Source organism: Lysinibacillus sp. BSL11, from assembly GCF_052928325.1.
The window spans coordinates 20,434-40,047 of the sequence record NZ_JAVGCX010000017.1; the positions used below are offsets into that span (position 1 = coordinate 20,434).

Here is a 19,614-nt window from a genome sequence, read left to right on the forward strand (position 1 = left end):
TAGAGTAAGAATATTTCAACTATTCTATGAAATTATTTCACTTTCCGAAATAGTTTCGTTATAATGAAATCACTTATATGTAAAGGGGTGTCCATAAATGAAAGTTTTACCATTACGAAAAGATGTTGCAGTAGAGGAAACTTGGGATTTAACAGATTTATTGTGCAATGAGGCTGATTTTGAACCTACCTTAGCCCAATTAGTGGAAGATGCACTTAGCTTTGAGCAGCAATACAAAGGTACGATTACACATGCACAAAAAGTAATCGACGTGTTAACAGCCTTTGAAGAGCTACAAATAAAGTTTGTTCCGATTGGCACATATGCAAGCTTAAATCTTGAGACAGATCGCACAAATGATGTAGCACAAATGCGTGCTGCAAAGTTTGGTACAGCTATCGGAAAAGTCAGCAGTGCACTATCCTTCGTGCGCAGCGAGTTACTGGCATTGGATGAAGCTGTTTTACAAGAAGCAGCGACATTAAGCCCTCTTTACAAACGATATCTAGAGGAATTATTAAAACGAAAACCACACCAGCTCCATCCTGAAGTCGAAAAAGCGCTGGCAGCCTTCAGTGCCACATTTGACGCGCCATATAAAACGTACAATACGACGAAATTAGTGGACATGGATTTTGGCGAATTTGAAGCCAATGGTGAAAAGCATCCCCTTAGCTTCGTGCTTTACGAAAATGACTGGGAGTTTGAAGCAAATACAGATGTACGCCGTGCTGCCTTTCAAGCTTTTTCAAGCAAGCTACGCGATTACCAGCATACAACGGCACAAGTATATAACACACATATTCAACAAGAAAAAACAATGGCTGACCTAAGAGGCTTTAATTCTATCATTGACTATTTACTATTTGATCAGGATGTCGATCGTTCACTTTATAATCGTCAAATTGATTTAATTACAAAAGAGCTTGCCCCACATATGCGTCGCTATGCAACGTTAATCCAAAAAGCCAACGGAATCGACCAAATGACATTTGCAGATTTAAAAATTGCACTTGACCCTGATTATGATCCAAGATTATCGATGGCTGAGGCAAAAGAATATGTTGAAAAGGCATTAGCCGTTATGGGTAAAGACTATAATCAATTAATGGAGAGAGCCTTTAATGAACGTTGGATTGACTATGCTCCAAACAAGGGAAAATCTACAGGAGCATTTTGTTCAAGTCCGTATGGTAGCCATCCTTATATTTTAATGTCATGGAATGAACAAATGAATGAAGTCTTTACACTTATTCATGAGCTTGGTCATGCTGGGCATTTTGCAAATACGTATGAACATCAATCTTATCTTAATAGTCGACCATCTTTGTACTTTATTGAAGCGCCATCAACAATGAATGAAATGCTGTTAGCGAATTATTTACTAACACATAATGAAGATCTACGCTTTAAACGTTGGGTAATTTCCAATATTGTAGCGAAAACATATTATCATAACTTTGTGACACATTTACTAGAAGCTGCCTATCAACGCAAAGTATATGAATTAATTGATGCTGGAGAAGCAGTTAATGCAACCATCCTCAATCAATTAAAACGTTCCGTGTTGGAAGATTTCTGGGGAGATACAGTCGTTATTTCTGAAGGCGCTGAACTCACATGGATGCGTCAGCCGCACTATTATATGGGCCTTTATCCATACACATATAGTGCAGGGTTAACCATCTCCACACAAGTGTCTCAACGTATTTTAAAAGAGGGCGCTCCAGCTGTTGAAGATTGGCTAGCCGTTCTTCAGGCTGGCGGTACAAAATCACCAGTGGAGTTAGCGCAAATGGCTGGTGTTGATATTACGACCGACCAACCACTTCGTGATACAATTGCCTACATTGGCCATTTAATTGATGAGCTTGAACGCCTGACAGTTGAAATCGAAGCGGTTCAACAATAATTTAACTAGAAAACGGTCCTGCCTATTCAAGGTATAGATCGTTTTCTTTTTTTAGTTCTAAGTAGAAAAATACGTACATATACTAGAATCAGGGCGTCCCTCTATATTTTTTAGATATTTCAAAATAGACAATCATTTTTCTTCATACAAAAGTACCGTTATTATTAAGAGTACGCAAATTATTTAGCAATATACGATTAACAATGATTAAAGGAAGTGTTCTAATTATGGTAAAACGTAATGATCCATGCCCATGCGGTAGCGGCAAAAAATATAAAAAATGTTGTGAAGGCAAACAACAAGTAACAGTGGAAGCAGTACAAATCGAAGAATTAGAGCGTGTGCTACAAACATTTTACTTAGAATATCCAGAACGTAAAGATGTTCGTGCCTATATTGAGCATGTGGGCACATGGCAGCCTAAATTAGAGAGCGTTTTACAGCGAGAGCTAATTGAAGCCATCGCTTTAGACGACTTTTTCTTCCATCAAGAGCCATCTATTTGGAAAAATTATTTGAAGAAAACGAAGAAAAAGGCGGTAAGACCTTCTACAGTCAAAGTACTTGAAGATTGGTCTCAGCCGACTTTATTTATTGGTACGGTGTCTGTTGTTGAGGAAAAATATTTCAAGGCTAATCATTTACTTACAAATGATGAGCTTTATATTCGACGTGAAAATAACAAACCGATTCCTGAAGGTATGCATGTATTTGCCTTCATATTACCAGATGGAACGAAGAAATCGGCTCATTATTTAGCTGTGTCCACACTGATTTTCTTCCCAGAGGATCATGCGAAGGTCTTTGAAGAATTCAAGAAGCGCTTTGAGACTTCAGAGAAGAAGGTTGGCTCCTTCTTAAAAGAAGAGCACCTAGCATTTTGGGAGTTATTAGTATCAAATGGCTATAAGGGTGAGGAATTCTCAAACTTTGAGAGCAATGTCTTGACACAAGTAAAAGACTTCCTAGAGCAAAATGAGCGTGAAACAGCACCGATGCTAGAGCTTTTAGAGGACTATTTAATTGAAGGTCAACCGACTGCGCGTAAAGAAGCGGCCATTGCAGCTGGTGCGATTCGTTACGGTCAGGAAAAGGAGCTGTTTGAGTCCCTTTCTATGACGGTAAAAGAAATCGCTGCGACATTTGATATTTCGGCTTCCTCTCTTACAAAGTATTACCAAGACCTAAGCAGCTATGCTGAAACAAAATAATGATGACAATAAAGAAGCTACATGTATTTGCTAATACATGTAGCTTTTTCTCATGTGTTTATTTACTATAAACTTTTAAAAGTTCTTCCCCTAGGAACTGTAGCTTTTCTCCAACTGAACAGGCTTCAATGCAGAAACGATGAGCCCCTGGTTTACCACGTTCTTTACGTAATTGCTTAATCACTAAGCAATCCGAACAATACGTATCATGCAGTTCATCAATATCCTTCATAACCGTCACTTTATCCATGTAGAACTCTCGCTCCTTTCACGTCCAAAATTCACTTCCTACTATTATGAAGCGTTCAATTTCAACAAGCAACTATTTTGTTTACTTCCTACGTATTTTTTTCAACACGAATTGCTCACAAGGATGCTTTAAACCATAGCCTTGTTGTACAATTATAATGAAGTCAAAACGCAAAGTAGGGATAATATGTTAGAAGTTTATATAGATGCTGCCAGTGCAGGAAATCCTGGGCCAAGTGGGATAGGAGTATTTATTAAAGGTGAAGGTCACCATATCCAAATCAGCGAGTATATTGGTGAGACAAACAACCATATTGCTGAATTTTCGGCATTGGTTCGTGGTCTTGAAGAAGCACAAAAGCTAGGCTCCCCTCTTGTCTCGGTGCGTTCCGATTCCAAAATCGTTGTGGCTTCTATGGAAAAAGAATATGTGAAAAATGAGGAATTTAAACCTTATTTAGAAAAAGCTTTAGCGCTTGTCACTAGCTTTGATTTATTCTTTATCAAATGGGTGCCCGACTCACAAAACAAAGCGGCTGATGCCTTGGCACGAAAAGCAATCCAAAGCAAAAATGCCTAGCCTCATTTCCCAGGACTGTTCTATTGGAGCAGTCCCTTTTTCTTGTCCCTATTCTTCAGTTATTTACTATCCCCCAATTTCATTATTTTATGATATTCAAAAAAATGCTAGAAAACGCCACTCATTTTCTGATTAATCCAAAACGATATTGACATTGTTTGAGGACGATGTTATCCTTTAACACATTAGTAGTTTAGCAAGTGAAAGTGATAGGTTATAGGGGGAAACAAAAATGAAACGTGTAGTGACTTTATTTATGATGCTGACAGCTGTCATCGTTTTAGCAGCGTGCGGCTCTTCAAAAGAAAAGACAGCAGAAAAAGACGAAACAGCAGCAGATCAAGAAAAAATTATTATTGGAATCGACGATAAATTTGCACCAATGGGCTTCCGCGATGATAAAAATGACATCGTTGGATTCGATATTGATTTAGCTCGAGCTGCAGCAGAGCATATGGGCGTTGAAGCAGAATTCCAGCCAATCGATTGGAAAACAAAAGAGGCTGAATTATTAAGTGGACGTATTGATTTAATATGGAACGGTTATACCATTACAGATGAACGTAAGGAAAAAGTTTTATTTACAAAGCCTTATCTTGAAAACTCTCAAGTTGTGATAACAAAGGCAGATTCAAAGATTACGAAGCTAAGTGATTTAGCTGGACAAGAAGTAGGTATTCAATCCCTTTCTTCTGCGGCCGATGCATTAAACGGTAACCCAATTCACAAAGAAGTGAAAAAAATTACAGAATTTGCGGATAATGTTTTAGCATTATCAGACTTAAAAACAGGCCGTGTTGATGCTGTGGTAATTGATGCTGTAGTTGCAGAATATTACATGACGCAAGAGCCTGACACATTCAAATTATTAGAGGAATCACTCGCACCTGAGCAATACGGTATTGGTGTGAAACCAGGAAATGAAGCCTTATTAGAAAAACTACAAGCCGCGTTAGACAAAATGAATGAAGACGGTACTGCGGCTGACATTTCAACAAAATGGTTTGGTGAAGATAAAGTATTAAAATAATGACAGGATACATCAACTGTAAGAGTTTCCTTAGCGGAACTCTTACTCTTTTTGGAGGGACATCGTTATGGCGGATTACTGGCAAACTATGATATTACCGATGCTAGAAGGGGCAAAAATGACAGTTTTACTGTTTTTCATCGCCATTCTGGTATCGATTCCATTCGGCTTTTTACTAACACTCGCCGTAAAAAGTCGGATAAAACCACTCGCTTGGCTTGCACATACGTATATTTATATCATGCGTGGTACACCACTATTACTACAATTATTATTGATTTGCTTCGGTTTACCTATGCTGCCAGTAATCGGTGAATATTTAGTACTCGATCGTTTTGTGGCCGCTTGTCTTGGCTTTATTTTAAATTATGCTGCCTACTTTGCAGAAATATTCCGTGGTGGTCTTCTTGCCATCGATAAAGGACAATATGAGGCAGCCCAGGTACTCGGCTTATCCAAATGGCAAACGACGACACGTGTTATTTTGCCACAAATGTTTCGCGTCGCCTTACCCGCATTATCAAATGAATCCGTTACACTAATTAAGGATACAGCCCTACTTTATGCAGTTGCTGTTCCAGAATTACTACATTTTGCGCAAACAGCTGTCAATCGTGACTTCACAATTACACCGTTCTTTATTGCTGGTGCAATTTACTTAGTCATGACCCTTGTATTGACCGTATTCTTTAAATGGCTAGAAAAACGCTTTAAATTCGAATAGAGGTGACACATATGGCATTAATGGAAGTAACAAATTTGAAGAAATCTTTCGATCAGGTGGAGGTTCTGAAACAAATTACATTTTCGGTAGAAAAGAATGATGTCATTGCAGTTATCGGTCCCTCTGGATCTGGGAAAAGTACAATGCTTCGAAGCTTAATACATTTAGAAGAAATCGATGGTGGCAGTATTGTAGTAGATGGCGATTATTTAGTGCAAGATGGACAATATACAAAGCCACAGGACATCAAAGCAATTACAGCTAAAATGGGAATGGTCTTTCAACACTTTAACCTGTTCCCCCACTTAACCGTTCAGCAAAACCTTGAAATGGCACCAAGCTTATTAAAAACAGAATCGACAGAGGCCATTACAAAACGCTGTCAAGATTTACTACAAAAAATTGGTCTTGCCGACAAGGCCAAGGCTTATCCAGCCAATCTTTCTGGTGGCCAAAAACAACGTGTAGCAATTGCACGTGCCCTAATGATGAATCCTCAAATTTTATTATTTGATGAACCTACCTCTGCCTTAGATCCTGAGCTGACAGGCGAAGTATTAAAGGTTATGAAAAGCCTAGCAGAGGATCAGATGACGATGATTGTGGTAACACACGAAATGGGCTTTGCACGAGAGGTAGCAAATAAGGTCGTCTTTATGGATGGTGGTCAAATTATCGAATCCGATCATCCAGACAACTTCTTTACAAACCCTCAAAACGACCGTACAAAAGCGTTTTTACAAAACAATTTTAACTAAGTTGGCTCTCTTTTTGTACAGGTCTTTACGTACAGAAAAGGAATAGGACATGCATGGATCCTATTCCTTTTATAGTGTTGAAAAACAAAACAATCAATAGAATTTTTGTGAAAGGTGAAAATGGATTTCCGTTGCAGGCTACTTGCTTTCCTATGGGCGAGCGCCGAGCCGCTTCGTTTAGAGGCTATCCTACGGGAGTCAAGCCTTCCACGCAAACCTACAAAAGTGTTACCTTTTTAGAAAAGGTTTTCAAATAAAGTGAAGTTATTCACTACTCTTTATGAAGAGGTGTTGTCACGCATAACTTCTCCACATTGAAAATAAGAGCTTATCCTCTCTAAGAATACAAATAATGGGCTATTTGATCGCTATGATGGAAAAAGTAAAGACATTTTGCAGAATGGTTGATTGGAGTGGAGCCAGCGTCACTCCTAGGGGATTTAGCGTCACAGAGGAGAACCTGGAGCGAACGGAAGTGAGTGAAGCGGCTCATCGGATGCCCCCTGGCAAGGACGCTGGCGAAACGGAAATCAACCCCTCACCTTGCTAAAAGGTCTTTTTCTAGTAACATGATCTTTTTTCAACAACAGAAAAGGAATAGGATACGCGTGGATCCTATTCCTTTATTACACTATTCATTTGGAAATTTCGGTAGATAAATCATGACCTTAAATAAATCACCATCTACTTGAACTAAGAATTTGCCATTCTGGATGTGAATAAGGCTTTCAGCAATCGACAACCCTAATCCGCTACCTTGACTTGACCTTGATTCGTCGCCTCGTTTAAAGCGTTCCATTAACTCATCAACTGAAATATTTAATTCATAAGCTGAAATATTTTTAAATGTCACAAGTATTTCATTCCCTAAATCTTCCACACCAATATATACCCTTGATGTAGGCAGTGCGTATTTAAAAATATTCGAGAATAAGTTTTCGATGGAACGCCATAGGAGCTTACCATCAGCCTTCACATACACTTTTTCTGTTGGATGGGCTAACTTAAAATCTAAGGATGAGGCTTCAATTTTTTCATCCATTTCTCCAATTCCTTGCGTTAGCAATGATACGATATCAATCCGTTCTAACTGAACAGGTATACTACCACTTGATGCTTTAGCCGCTTCAAATAAATCATCCGTTAAAAGCTTGAGTCTTTTCGATTTTTGATCTAACACATCTACATATTCTGCAATCATTTTAGGATCGTTTTCTAATTTCAATAAATCAACATACGTAATAATTGACGTTAAAGGCGTTCTAATATCATGCGAAACATTCGTAATAAGTTCTGTTTTTAAACGCTCACTCTTGATTTCACTATCCACTGCCTTTTTTAACCCATCTGTAATACGATTAATATCTTCTGCAAGTTGATGAAACTCCCCTTTTCCGTCAACTTCAATTCGATGATGAAGATCCCCATTTTTAATTTGCTCTACGCCCTCTTTAATGCGGTTAAACGACTTCACCTTTCTCATTGCCAACCAGGCAGCTATCCCCATCGTAATAGGAAACATGAAAAACGTAGCCGCTACTACTAATGGATAGCCAATTACTAGTAGCACAATTTTCACGCCTGTACTGCCACTGTCAAAAACATGTTTCACTAAAATAAATATCTTTTTGAAAAGTTGATAGAGGAGTGTATGCTGAAAGAACGTTCTATTTTTAATATGCTTTACGAGTGATAAAATCAATAGTAAGCCAATGATAAAAATAGGCACGGTGAAGAACATGTACATATCACGGAAGACTTCAACAATCATGGCGATCCACATCGCTGTTAAGCAACCGATAAGCACAATATTAAGATCATTATAAAGTTTATCTATGACATGGAAATGAATTTCTTCTTTATCAAATGGCGTTCTTCCAATAACTATGATTAAATACACAAAACATAAAATAAACCCTGCTAGAAGTACCATCCATTCATTTAGAAAACCTTGGGCAGCCGCTTTATCTTTTTCCCATTCCGATATTTTTTGCTGTAGGTAAGAATTTTTAAATCCCACATAAATAACATCTGTTTGTGGGTTCAACATGTTAACTTCGTGTGTAAAGTAATCCAAGTATTGACTTTCTTTCACTTCATTTGGGTAAAGCTTTTGTTGATAATCTTCAAATAACATATAGGCATCAAAGGATTCAAATTGCTCTTTCTTTGTGAGATCACTATTGGAGAACTTATGTTCACCGTCACTCGCATAAAACACAATTCCTTCATAGGCTTCAAGCGTACTACGTAATTGATAAAAATTTCTTACCTGTTCTTTCATACTTTCTTCTTTTGTTCTAGCAATGTCTTTTGCATATTTTTCCTGATAGATGTGCTTATTTTCCTCTTCACTCACATTAGGATTATATCTGTAAGAATTGCGAAAATCATAATATAATTCCTCTTCGATTCTTCTATTATCCTCTTCTGTTAGTGTCTTCCCACTTAAAATATATTCTTCACTTTTGTATTTTCCGATTAATTGCGCTAAAGGAGCAATAATGCTGTAACTTTCATCTGCGAATGCTCGACTTTCAAAATAGTTATCTTGATTTATACTACTAAGATGAATCTCATTAAATTCCATGTTAATCATTACTCTCGCTATACCAGTTAAACAAGCGACAGCAATTAGAAACACAACTACTTTCGTAATAAGTGCATGACTAATACTTCTCAACTTTCTCAACCTTATACCCAACTCCCCATACAACTTTTAAATACTTCGGCTCTTTTGGATTAATTTCAATTTTTTCTCGAATCTTTCGAATATGAACCGAAACCGTATTTTCAGGATTAATAGCCCTGACATTCCATACCTTTTCATAAATTTCTTCAATCGTGAATACTCTTCCAGCATTGGCTGTGAGAAGCTTTAAGATTTTATACTGCACTGGTGTCAAATGAACCTCTTGTTTATCAACAGTAATGATTTTCTGTTCATCATCAATCACAAGACCACCCGTTTGAAATACAGCACTACTCCTCTCAAGACTTCCAAAGGTCGTATACCTTCTGAGCTGCGATTTCACTCTAGCCACAAGTTCTAATGGATTAAACGGCTTGGCCATATAATCATCTGCTCCGATATTTAATCCCAGTATTTTATCATAATCCTCTGATTTAGCAGAAAGCATAATTAACGGAATCATATTATCTTGCCGAATCTTCATCGTCGCCGTAATCCCATCCATTTTGGGCATCATAATATCCATAATAATAAGATGAATAATGTGATCTCGAATAAGATCGATTGCCTCTATCCCATTGTAAGCTTTGAATACTTGATAGCCCTCATTTTCTAAATAAATGCTAATCGCCCTAACAATTTCTTTATCATCATCACAAATCAAAATGTTCAACTACATTCACTCCTCCACCGCTTTAGGTTCATGTCAATCACCCCTATAGGATTCGTATAAGGATATAATACTAATTAAATCTTAACAAACTCAGACATCAATTCTTAAGATTTTCTTAGTGTTTTCCTTTATTCACACTTCATGTCAAAAACAAATTCGAAAAAATTGAGGAATACAATAAAAAATGGAGAGCTGGTTTGAGCGGCTCTCCTTTAATCGTCAAATATACATTTCAATTATTCAGCTTGAGATTTCAATCAAAATAGGTAGGTAAATGTAGATTATTAAATGACGAAAAGCTAATTTTACTTGTGATTCGGTATTTCTAGCCATTGATAGAGAGGGCAGTTCATTTTCAGCAAAGAACGCAACAGCGTTAGTTTCCATGCCTTCTTCTGCACGTCCTCCAATGATTTCACATTGGATAAACATTTTATAGACATGGTAGAGAGATGGTGGATGAGGGTGGCACTTCTTATCAAATGCACTTATGAGTTTGATTGCTTTTACATCAAATCCCGATTCTTCTTTCTTTTCTTTGATGGCTACTTCACTAGGCGTAAGGTCGATGTCGCCCCAGCCACCTGGTAATGACCAATCACCATCTATTTTTTCTTTAACCATTCATATTTTATTGTCACTAAAAACCACCGCCCGAATATCTATTTTTGGGGTCGCATAACCCGTCTCATTAGCAAATAAATCACGTATAACTGTCTTATCAATCTCTGTATGGTGTGCTATACTGTCAACGCTTATTTCTCTAATGATTCAAACCTTTCCAAGTCATAAATATCCTTCGAATAAGTTAGTCCTGCCTGTGCAATTGATTGTAGTTGTTTTGCCCACTCAAGCCATTTAGGTTCCACGCTACCAACTGAATCCTCAAAAATCATTGTAGTCAATGACAATTAAATTTACATTATTTGAAAAAAACTGTTTATCCATGTTATAATTCTTAGTGAAGATGTATATAAGTAAATAAGACCATTGGTGCTGGAACACCAATGGTCCTAGTAACAAGACGAATCGCTTCAAAGGCGATTTGCAAAGTGATGAAAGTAAACCATCTCACATGCTGGCGAGGCAGGGGCGGTTTACTTTTTTTGTGTAAAAGTAAATGACAATGCAAGTACAGAAACAATAAGTGTAGAAAGACTTATTGCAACCATTATTGCTTCAAAAATAGTCAAAGGCATCAACTCCTTTCTCTTCAATAAGTTGAATGAGATAGGTTAAAATTGTGCCAACCGCCCATGAAACCTCTATCTAGTTACTCTCTTATTATACCATATTTTGGTCAAAAACGGAGACGCTACATGATTGCCTATAATCATAAAAACAGTTGGGACAGGCTCAACTGTTTTACTATATATTCACTACCTTTTTCGGTTTCATCTTTGCAAGTCGTAATAGATAAATAATAAAGACAACCCCTAGTAAGCCTGCACCTGACAAGTAGACTGAAGCATAGCCTGCCTGCACGGCTACCATTCCTAAAATATAGGAACCTAGTGCGATCCCAAGGTCAAACATCGTAAAATAGGTTGCTGTAGCATAGCCACTTCGCTGGATGGCTGTGGATTGAACGGCTAATGCTTGCAAGCTTGTCGTCACAGCACCATAGCCGAAGCCTACAAAAATAGCAGCACTCAAAAATAATACGGGCCCTTCTACAAAAGCGAGCATAACGAGCCCGATGGCGAAGGAGATAATGCCAGGAATAATAACAAATTGTGGCCCCTTCGTATCATAAAGTTTACCTGTGTACGGACGCGTAATTAACATGGATGCAGCAAACACGGCATAAAAAAGACTGGCCACAGCCATTAAACCCTTTTGCTGTGCATAGACCGATAAAAAGGATAAAACACTGGCATACGAAAAGGCTACTAAACTAGCAATCGCAGCAACAGGTAACGCCTTTCGCTCAAACAAATCATCAAATTTAAAGGTTAGTTTTCCTTCATGTGCAGGTTTCGGTAAATCATCGGTATTGACCGTTAACGCTAGAATTCCTCCTGCTAGAATACAGATACTCATAACGATGAACAATACGTTAAAGGTACTATATTGTATTAATAATAGTCCGATAAATGGACCAATAACGACAGCTAGATTTGTAGACATCGTGAAATAGCCAAGGCCTGCCCCTTTTCGTTTAGCTGGAACGATATCAGCCGCTAAAGATCCTGCAGCTGTTGTAATAATACTAAAGAAAATCCCTTGTATAAAACGTAGACCAAGTAAAAGTCCGAATGGATGAATAAATAAATATAAGACGGTACATATAAAATAGCCCACGATTGAGAGGACCAACAGTTTTTTCTTACCGAATACATCCAACAGTTTTCCTGAAAACGGGCGTACAATGATTGCTGACAATAAAAAACCAGACAATAGAAGCCCTGCCTCCTTATCTGTCTGATGTAGCTCCCCTATTGCGTAAAGCGGCAAAGTCGTTACAAGTCCATAAAATACAAAAAAAACTGAGATATTCGTTAAAAATAGACTAATGAAACGCTTCGTCCATATTTGTGTATTCTCTTCTTGCTGCATGTCCATCAACCTTTCATTTTTTCCAATAGCTTTAGAAATTGCTCTTGTTCCTCAGCAGTTAAAGATCCTACCATTTCCTCCTCAAACGCTCGAATAGTTGCTGTAATGGCTGGTAGGCGCTCCTCTGCTTGTGTGGATAAAGTCACTATCTTTTCTCGTTTATCCTCACCATCTAATCGTTGTACCCAGCCCAATGCCTCAAGCCTTGTAATCGCTCTTGTGATACTTGGCGCTTCCACATTTAAATATTTCCAAATTTGCGTCAATGTCATCGGTCCATTTTTATGTAAGCAATATAAAATGGTCCACTGAGAACTATATAAATGATGCTGCTTCAGCACTTCATTTAAGCAATTAGTTAAATAGCGATTTTTTTGGAATAAAGCATGGAAAATTGGATTCATCACTATCTACCTCCTAAAATTATTTACCTAGCTAAATAAATACTATACGCTTCATTTTTTTCTTTGTAAAGGAAGTAATTTGGAAAGATGGCTCGATCAGCAGCAGGAAATTTTTTGCATGTGTCGAATAAAAGTTAATAAACTTTCAATGTAAAGGAGATGGAATCATGGGGAAAAAGGTTTTAATACTTGCAGGAGATGCCGTAGAGGCTTTAGAGATTTTTTATCCTTATTATCGTTGTCTTGAGGCAGGCTATGATGTCACAATTGCAGCACCATCCGCTAAGAAATTACAAACTGTACTACACGATTTTGTAGATGGCGTCGATACATACATCGAGCGACCTGCCTATGGCTTAGAGGCACATGCTTCTTTTGCTGATGTTGATCCAACCCATTTTGATGGATTGATTATTCCTGGTGGTCGTGCGCCAGAATATATTCGTTTAAATGAGCATGTGCCACCACTCGTGTCCCATTTTTTCGAAATGAATAAACCGATTGCAGCCGTTTGCCACGCAGCACAAATTTTCGCAACGATTCCTGAAGTGCTAAAAGGACGTGAGCTGACAGCCTATATTGCTTGCAAGCCAGAGGTGCAAGTGGCTGGCGCTACTTATATTGATGCCAATCTTCATACAGATGGCAATTTAGTAAGTGGACATGCATGGCCTGATTTACCAGGCTTGATGCGTGCGTTTATTCAAAAGCTTGAAAATTAAATGAATGAGGATGCCTTTTCTGGGCATCCTTTTTTTCATGACGTACTTTCTTGTAATTCAATTTTTTCTACCTTTTGTGTTGCACTTTGATAACTAATTCTTACATAGACACCAAATTCCTTATCGGGTTGCTTGAGCCAGAGCTTAAACTTTTCGATTGTTGACGCCCCATGTACTTCTTTACCCTCATGCAAATAATCGATAATTTTGGCTGAAGGATATTTTGCCTTTACCTCTTTGATGGCCATTTGTCCCCATTTGGCATAGGCTGGAGGTGTTTCTTGTTGTGCATTTGCGACCATTGCTGTTTGTATGAACACAGTAAGACAAACAAGCACAATCCCAAGTAAATATAACTTCCGCACTTGAATCACTCCTTTAAAAAAATAAGCGCTCCAAAAAGCTTTGGAGCAGCTTGTCTTTATTGCTTTGGCTGTTGAGGGTTATTATGAATGACTTGGTTAAACTCTGCTGAGTACTCTTCACGATCATTCTTTTTATGTGTATCTTCCTTCTTTTTCTTTTTAAAGCTTGTTTTTCTCTTCTTTGCCATGATTTGTACCTCCGTTATTTCGTTTTATTGGACTGCTGGTTTTTATCATGATTCGTTTTATTGTTTTTATTTTTAGCTTTTGCATCAAATTCTGCTGCGAATTCTTCGTTTAGGTTGTCATTCGGATTGTTATTATTGCTATTACTTCGATCAAGATCTTTGCTTTTGTAGGTACCAAAAGGATTATGCGTTCGCATATTCATGGTTTTACTGTTATTTCGATTATTACGTTTGCCCACGTAACATCACCTCCTGCACATAATTTGTTCAAATAGAGGCGTTACTATGTAGATCAGTTTCTTCGCTAATTGTAAAAAAATGAACATGACTAATGTGCATTAGTCATGTTCATTCTTATTTCGTCCCTAGACAATTGTATATTCTGTAATGTTTAGCAATGCTCCAACAGCACCTGAAAAACCATGATCGTTAATAAAAACAGGTGTATGCTTCTTAGTGCGTGTATAATTTGCAATCACACGGGCAAGATGAGCATTATTGCTGAGAGTTGATCCAATATAGACAATATGTTGAGCCTTTTTTTCTTCCGCATATTGAATGCTAAGTGTTGTAATAACTTCGCCTACTAGACCCTGAACCGTCGCTATAATATCCTCTGCTGGATGTTTCATGGACCGTGTAATGCCTACTTTTCCAAAATTACTTGCAGTTAAATGACCATCAATAGGTGTATCCATTCCCTGATAAATGTCCTTAACTAATAAATCAATACTCTCACGATGGCCATTGTCAGCCATTTCTCGTATTTCATTGTAATCTGTAATCCCTGTTGTAAGCGCTGACAATCCAATTAATGTCCCACCACCAACGCCTGTCCCGCCAACGCGAATATGGGTATTGCCCTCCATGTAATGAATGGAAGTACCTGTCCCAATATTGGTAATCATGCTGCGCTCAAAAAAGTAGCCTTCTTTATTTAATAAAAATCGGACACCCTTTAATGTTGCTTCAAATTCCACTATATAATGAATCGATTTCATTGTTTTAATGACATCAAGTAATTGCTCTGTACGTCCCCCCGTAACACCAATATCCTCAATATCTGGATGATCAATAATCCATTTTTTTACAGACTGTAAATCATTAGACGGAAAGGTTGTTAAAACAAGTTCATTGTGTTGATCTAAATAAGCAACCTTTGTCAATGTGCCGCCTGCATCAATACCTATAGCCTTTGGCATACAATTCTCCTTTGTTTTTATTACGCAACTTTGTCATGTAATGATTGCAGTTTACGCGATGATTAAGGCAACTATTAAAGTACATGCCCTCTTTGGTACGAAGGATTTTGCAAGGAGTTTTTTGTGTGCCAAAATCCTGACCAATTAATTTGTTCGTACAAAAGCAAAACGCTTAGTACAATCCCCCAAATTGTGTAATGACATTTTCGCCCTTTCTAAACTTTAACGCTGTTGAAATGATTGTGCAATAACTTCGTAAACTTTCATGAAAAAATCATGGAAAATATCAAATTTTTTCTAATGGATAGCTGAATTTTATATTGCAATTCGAAAGCTTTATCATCATTCTACTAAAAAAATAAAGCTTTGTTAAAGCATAATGCTGTTTTTGAAATTTAACGAATATTCAAAAGCGGAACACGAAGATTTATATAGACAGATTCCAGAAGAACGCTCATTAGTGCTTAAATGAGGAGTATAACCATGCAAGGCGTTTAGGTAGAAAAACGTGGCTTTTAAAAAATGGAAGCATCCGAATCTCAGGTTCCACTATTTAGCCTTGAAAAATGCAAAAAAAGTGAAAATGCACTGCTTGAACAGGCACTTTCACTTTCCTAAAACGATTAATTAGCGTGCTGAATAGCCACCATCAATGACAAGCTCAGCACCTGTAATGTAAGAAGCTTCATCAGATGCTAAAAATAAAATAGCATTAGCTACTTCTTCTGGTTGACCAAGGCGTCCCATTGGTGTCGCTCTTACTAACATATCCATTGCTTCTTTTGCTTCTGATAATTTAGCAGTCATTGGTGTTTCAATGACACCAGGGAATACTGTATTAACACGAACATTGAAAGCACCAAGCTCTGATGCCGCTGCACGAGCAATCGCTCGTAATGATCCCTTAGAAGCTGTATATGCATTAAAGCCTGCACCAATAATCGCTGTGTAAGAGGATGTATTAACGATAGAGCCTTTTCCAGCTTCTTTCATATAGTTAGAGGCATGTTTAATGCCCAAGAAAGGTCCAAAAGCATTGATATTATGCATGATTGACCAATCCGCTTGTGTAATTTGATCTGGTCCCTTTTCTGATGAAATACCAGCATTGTTAATTAAAATATCAATGCGACCATATTTCTCCACAATGGCTTTCGTCACTTCTGCCCAGTTTTCGTCAGATGAAACATCTAATTTCATCCCCTCTACATGGTCAAGCTCAGAAATTTTTGCTAGGTTATCTTCATTAATATCAGCTGCAATTACCGTAGCACCCTCTTGGGCAAACAATTTCGCCATTGCTGCACCCATACCAGATGCGCCACCAGTAATCATCGCAATTTTGTTATCTAAACGTCCCATTTTTCTAAACTTCCTCTCTTTTGTAATGTGGTTTAACTTATACTTTCGTCCACAATGAAAGTATAGGTTTAAATAGTTTACTATTAAACTATATCACTTTTAGGAAACGTTTTCAAAGAATATCTCTCTAAATATGAACAATCTGTTTTATCTTTCCCTATTTTTACGATACGATATACTATAGATGTGGAACCATTTGAACGGAGGAATACAAGTGAACGAGCAAAAAAGACTTTACAAAGAAGCGATGCAGGTTTTGAAAGATACAAGCCGCACGTTTTATATACCTATTACATTTTTAAAAAATGATTTAAAGATATCAGTGGCTGCAGCCTATTTAGCAATGCGTGCCATTGATGAAATTGAAGACCATGAAGAACTTTCTAATGATGTCAAATTTGATTTACTGTCAGCAATGAGTGAATTACTTAAGGACAATTTCAATAATGAAGCCTATCAGTCATTACTCGCACCTTATGCAGAGCAATTACCTGAAGTATCCCTTCGTTTAGCAGATTGGCTGACATTTTGTCCTGAGGAATCCAGAAAAATTGTACAGGCTTCCACAAGTGAAATGGCTTTTGGGATGGCAAAATGGGCAAAGGCGAATTGGCAGGTCCGCACACGTGAGGATTTAGACGATTATACATACTACGTGGCTGGGCTTGTAGGGACGATGCTGTCTGAGCTTTGGGCATGGGGTGCAGGCGTTCAAACAGATCGCGAGCTAGCAATAGGCTACGGCCGTGGATTGCAGGCTGTCAACATCTTACGTAATCAGCATGAGGATTTAGATGAACGTGGTGTAAGTTTCGTACCAGAGGGATGGACACGTGAGGATTTATTTGCGTATGCAGAGGAAAATTTAACCAAAGCAGATTTATATATGAAGGATATCAATAAACGTACTATTCTGCTGTTCTGTCGCCTACCACTTGCCTTAGCTCACAAAACACTAAAGGCAATGCAAGAAGGACGAGAAAAAATGACTCGTGCCGAGGTAGAGCAAACTGTTGAAGAGGTACAGGCAGACTAACATGAAAAGCCCCAGTAAACGATTACTGGGGCTTTTCTTATTTATATCGCATCAATAAATCTTACAATTAATTCATAGCTGAAATAGATAGATAGCATCGATAACAACATCAGTACGACACCTTCTACCTTGCTACCCGTTTTCGTTGTAAGTGGAAAACGAATTGAGACAGTCGCAGGGAAAAATAGTTTAACCCCTTTTTTTGTACACATATCAAGTATGATATGACTAGCCATTCCGATAATTATTCCAATAGATATCGCTCGATAAGGAATCAACATATGTAATAACACCATCATACTTATTAAAAATAACAAACTATGTGTAAAGGAACGATGTCCAAATACTGTATTCACTAGCTTCGCGATGAGGGGAAATGTTCGACCTATTTTACTACCTCTATGACAAATATCTGGAAGTAACGCACCAATAACCCCCGCACCAACTAAGACAAGTGGGTTATCATTTGAAAACTGTGCAAAGGCAAGACTTGCTGTAATGCCCCCAACGATATGGGTATTCCCTTGCATAAATTACTTCCACTCCTTTTCTCTTATTTTCCCTTCTTAATGTAACATAATTCGACGCAAAAGGGAACATACATTCCGAACGTACGCTCGAAACTTTTTTCCTCTCTGATTGTATAGCTAGTTAAATTATGGATAAACATAGTGATGGAGGTTAAATATGAGAGCATATAAAGGGATACTTTTTATTTTCAGTATTTTGTGTGGTAGTGCTTTGCTTTGGTATTTTAGCAAACCTATGGCACCTATCCATCCGTTGAACACACTAAGTCATGTCATTGGAGGCTTAGCCATAACGTGTTTATTTCTTGTATTCTTATTAGCTACAAGAATAAAAATGTTGGAGCGTTGGTTTAGTGGTCTTGAGCATGTCTATTTTTATCATAAATTACTAGCAATCCTTTCACTTGTATTGATTCTTATTCACGGGCAATTACAAAAAATGATTCCTGATGAAGAGCTAACACAACAAACGCCACTCAACGAATTCGCAAAAGATCTTGGCGAGCTGGCTCAATACGGCTTTATCTTTCTAATCATTCTTGCCTTTATTGCAAAATTTCTGAAGTACGAGCATTGGCGCTGGCTTCATCGATTATTACTTGTGCCCTATACATTGGGTATTTACCATGCTTATTTTTCTAGCCACTATGATTTATTACAGCCCTCAGCTTTAGGGATTTTTACAGCATTAACAACTACGATTGGATTTATGTCAGCTCTTTATATGCTGACAATGTATCAGGATATGTTCTTTCCCTATAAAGGTCAGATTTCATCCATTCAAAGGCTGACCCCTGAGATATTGGAAATTAAGTTGAAGCTTACAAAACAGTTGGATTATCGACCAGGACAATTTCTTTTTCTGAAAGTCTTTCAAGAGGGTATTGAAAAAGCACCACATCCCTTCTCTATTTCTGGGGGATGTGGACAACAAATCAATCTTACGATGAAAGCTATTGGAGACTATACTAAAGAGGTCTACAACCTTATTCAAGTCCATACAGAGGTTGCTGTAGATGGCCCCTATGGTCATTTTGACTTCGGCAACGGGAATGCACAGCAGCTATGGATTGCAGGTGGTATGGGCATCACCCCATTTCTTGCCTATTTACACACGAAGCCTGATAAGAAAATTGACTTATATTATTCTTTTCACGGGCAAGACAATGTCATCTACAAAGATTTTTTAGAGGATTATGCACAAGCAAACGACCATTTTACTGTCACGTTTATAGATACAACACAGCGAAATAGACTCTCTGTTGATGAGTTATCCATCTCTCCACAAACTAGTATTTATATATGTGGACCAGAAAAAATGATCAAGCATTTCAAATCGGCTGCACCTAAGAAAAATGTACAGTGGGAAGCTTTTTCATTTAGATCTTAAAAAGGTGTACACCTAAATCTAGATGTA

The 19,614-nt window shown here is 37.8% G+C and carries 20 protein-coding genes and 1 pseudogene; 9 read left to right on the plus strand and 12 right to left on the minus strand.

Annotated features, from left to right (window positions below; genetic code table 11):
* Positions 1-97 precede the first annotated feature (97 nt).
* Both pepF and RCJ95_RS19040 read left to right on the plus strand, forming a co-directional pair.
* Positions 98-1,912 (plus strand): oligoendopeptidase F, encoded by a 1,815-nt coding sequence (gene pepF, locus RCJ95_RS19035; protein WP_446722625.1) that lies wholly within the window; start codon positions 98-100, stop codon positions 1,910-1,912.
* A gap of 227 nt (positions 1,913-2,139) precedes the next feature.
* Positions 2,140-3,123 (plus strand): SEC-C domain-containing protein, encoded by a 984-nt coding sequence (locus RCJ95_RS19040; protein ID WP_446722626.1) that lies wholly within the window; start codon positions 2,140-2,142, stop codon positions 3,121-3,123.
* Between the two features lie 58 nt (positions 3,124-3,181).
* On the opposite strand, the gene RCJ95_RS19045 is transcribed toward RCJ95_RS19040, so the two are convergent.
* Complete coding sequence (locus tag RCJ95_RS19045; RefSeq protein ID WP_004269383.1) at positions 3,182-3,373, minus strand: zinc-finger domain-containing protein; 192 nt, start codon at positions 3,371-3,373, stop codon at positions 3,182-3,184.
* 186 nt (positions 3,374-3,559) lie between these two features.
* Here RCJ95_RS19045 and RCJ95_RS19050 point away from each other — a divergent pair, with 186 nt between their 5' ends.
* The 4 genes from RCJ95_RS19050 (at position 3,560) to RCJ95_RS19065 (ending at position 6,464) form a co-directional block, all read left to right on the plus strand.
* Positions 3,560-3,952: a ribonuclease HI family protein gene (locus RCJ95_RS19050; RefSeq protein ID WP_274772523.1), complete on the plus strand. Its 393-nt coding sequence runs from the start codon at positions 3,560-3,562 to the stop codon at positions 3,950-3,952.
* Positions 3,953-4,184: 232 nt separating this feature from the next.
* Positions 4,185-4,982 (plus strand): amino acid ABC transporter substrate-binding protein, encoded by a 798-nt coding sequence (locus tag RCJ95_RS19055; RefSeq protein WP_257521788.1) that lies wholly within the window; start codon positions 4,185-4,187, stop codon positions 4,980-4,982.
* A gap of 67 nt (positions 4,983-5,049) precedes the next feature.
* Positions 5,050-5,706: an amino acid ABC transporter permease gene (locus tag RCJ95_RS19060; RefSeq protein WP_004269380.1), complete on the plus strand. Its 657-nt coding sequence runs from the start codon at positions 5,050-5,052 to the stop codon at positions 5,704-5,706.
* An 11-nt stretch (positions 5,707-5,717) separates the two neighbouring features.
* Entirely contained in the window at positions 5,718-6,464 is a 747-nt protein-coding gene (locus RCJ95_RS19065) for an amino acid ABC transporter ATP-binding protein (protein ID WP_274772520.1), read from the plus strand.
* 631 nt (positions 6,465-7,095) lie between these two features.
* Here RCJ95_RS19065 and RCJ95_RS19070 read toward each other — a convergent pair.
* From RCJ95_RS19070 to RCJ95_RS19090, 5 genes and pseudogenes are all read right to left on the minus strand, one after another.
* Positions 7,096-9,156, minus strand: a complete 2,061-nt coding sequence (locus tag RCJ95_RS19070; RefSeq protein ID WP_446722627.1) for a histidine kinase dimerization/phospho-acceptor domain-containing protein — start codon at positions 9,154-9,156, stop codon at positions 7,096-7,098.
* The gene (locus RCJ95_RS19075; protein ID WP_048390068.1) at positions 9,134-9,829 is read right to left on the minus strand and encodes a response regulator transcription factor; all 696 of its coding nucleotides are present in this window, start codon (positions 9,827-9,829) and stop codon (positions 9,134-9,136) included. The genes RCJ95_RS19070 and RCJ95_RS19075 overlap by 23 nt, the downstream gene beginning before the upstream one ends.
* Before the next feature lie 253 nt (positions 9,830-10,082).
* Positions 10,083-10,698 (minus strand): annotated as a pseudogene (locus RCJ95_RS19080) (NUDIX hydrolase).
* Positions 10,699-11,197: 499 nt separating this feature from the next.
* Positions 11,198-12,388: an MFS transporter gene (locus RCJ95_RS19085; protein ID WP_370635370.1), complete on the minus strand. Its 1,191-nt coding sequence runs from the start codon at positions 12,386-12,388 to the stop codon at positions 11,198-11,200.
* A gap of 5 nt (positions 12,389-12,393) precedes the next feature.
* A complete protein-coding gene (locus RCJ95_RS19090; protein ID WP_004269373.1) occupies positions 12,394-12,792 on the minus strand; it encodes a MarR family winged helix-turn-helix transcriptional regulator in 399 nt (132 codons plus the stop codon).
* A gap of 167 nt (positions 12,793-12,959) precedes the next feature.
* Here RCJ95_RS19090 and RCJ95_RS19095 point away from each other — a divergent pair, with 167 nt between their 5' ends.
* Positions 12,960-13,514: a DJ-1/PfpI family protein gene (locus tag RCJ95_RS19095; RefSeq protein ID WP_446722628.1), complete on the plus strand. Its 555-nt coding sequence runs from the start codon at positions 12,960-12,962 to the stop codon at positions 13,512-13,514.
* Positions 13,515-13,549: 35 nt separating this feature from the next.
* Here RCJ95_RS19095 and RCJ95_RS19100 read toward each other — a convergent pair whose 3' ends face one another.
* From RCJ95_RS19100 to RCJ95_RS19120, 5 genes are all read right to left on the minus strand, one after another.
* On the minus strand, positions 13,550-13,879 hold the full coding sequence (locus RCJ95_RS19100) for a DUF3889 domain-containing protein (protein WP_112117750.1): 330 nt from the start codon (positions 13,877-13,879) through the stop codon (positions 13,550-13,552).
* Positions 13,880-13,935: 56 nt separating this feature from the next.
* A complete protein-coding gene (locus tag RCJ95_RS19105) occupies positions 13,936-14,067 on the minus strand; it encodes a hypothetical protein (RefSeq protein ID WP_004269370.1) in 132 nt (43 codons plus the stop codon).
* 14 nt (positions 14,068-14,081) lie between these two features.
* Entirely contained in the window at positions 14,082-14,306 is a 225-nt protein-coding gene (locus RCJ95_RS19110) for a hypothetical protein (RefSeq protein WP_004269369.1), read from the minus strand.
* A gap of 126 nt (positions 14,307-14,432) precedes the next feature.
* On the minus strand, positions 14,433-15,269 hold the full coding sequence (gene coaW / locus RCJ95_RS19115) for a type II pantothenate kinase (protein ID WP_131519759.1): 837 nt from the start codon (positions 15,267-15,269) through the stop codon (positions 14,433-14,435).
* 627 nt (positions 15,270-15,896) lie between these two features.
* Positions 15,897-16,631: an SDR family NAD(P)-dependent oxidoreductase gene (locus RCJ95_RS19120; RefSeq protein ID WP_004269367.1), complete on the minus strand. Its 735-nt coding sequence runs from the start codon at positions 16,629-16,631 to the stop codon at positions 15,897-15,899.
* 214 nt (positions 16,632-16,845) lie between these two features.
* Here RCJ95_RS19120 and RCJ95_RS19125 point away from each other — a divergent pair, with 214 nt between their 5' ends.
* A complete protein-coding gene (locus tag RCJ95_RS19125) occupies positions 16,846-17,667 on the plus strand; it encodes a squalene/phytoene synthase family protein (protein ID WP_221680726.1) in 822 nt (273 codons plus the stop codon).
* A gap of 41 nt (positions 17,668-17,708) precedes the next feature.
* Here the strand turns inward: RCJ95_RS19125 and RCJ95_RS19130 are convergent, their stop codons facing one another.
* Positions 17,709-18,197: a metal-dependent hydrolase gene (locus tag RCJ95_RS19130; protein WP_004269365.1), complete on the minus strand. Its 489-nt coding sequence runs from the start codon at positions 18,195-18,197 to the stop codon at positions 17,709-17,711.
* Positions 18,198-18,354: 157 nt separating this feature from the next.
* Here RCJ95_RS19130 and RCJ95_RS19135 point away from each other — a divergent pair, with 157 nt between their 5' ends.
* Entirely contained in the window at positions 18,355-19,587 is a 1,233-nt protein-coding gene (locus RCJ95_RS19135) for a ferredoxin reductase family protein (RefSeq protein WP_312128930.1), read from the plus strand.
* The last annotated feature ends 27 nt before the right edge of the window (positions 19,588-19,614 follow it).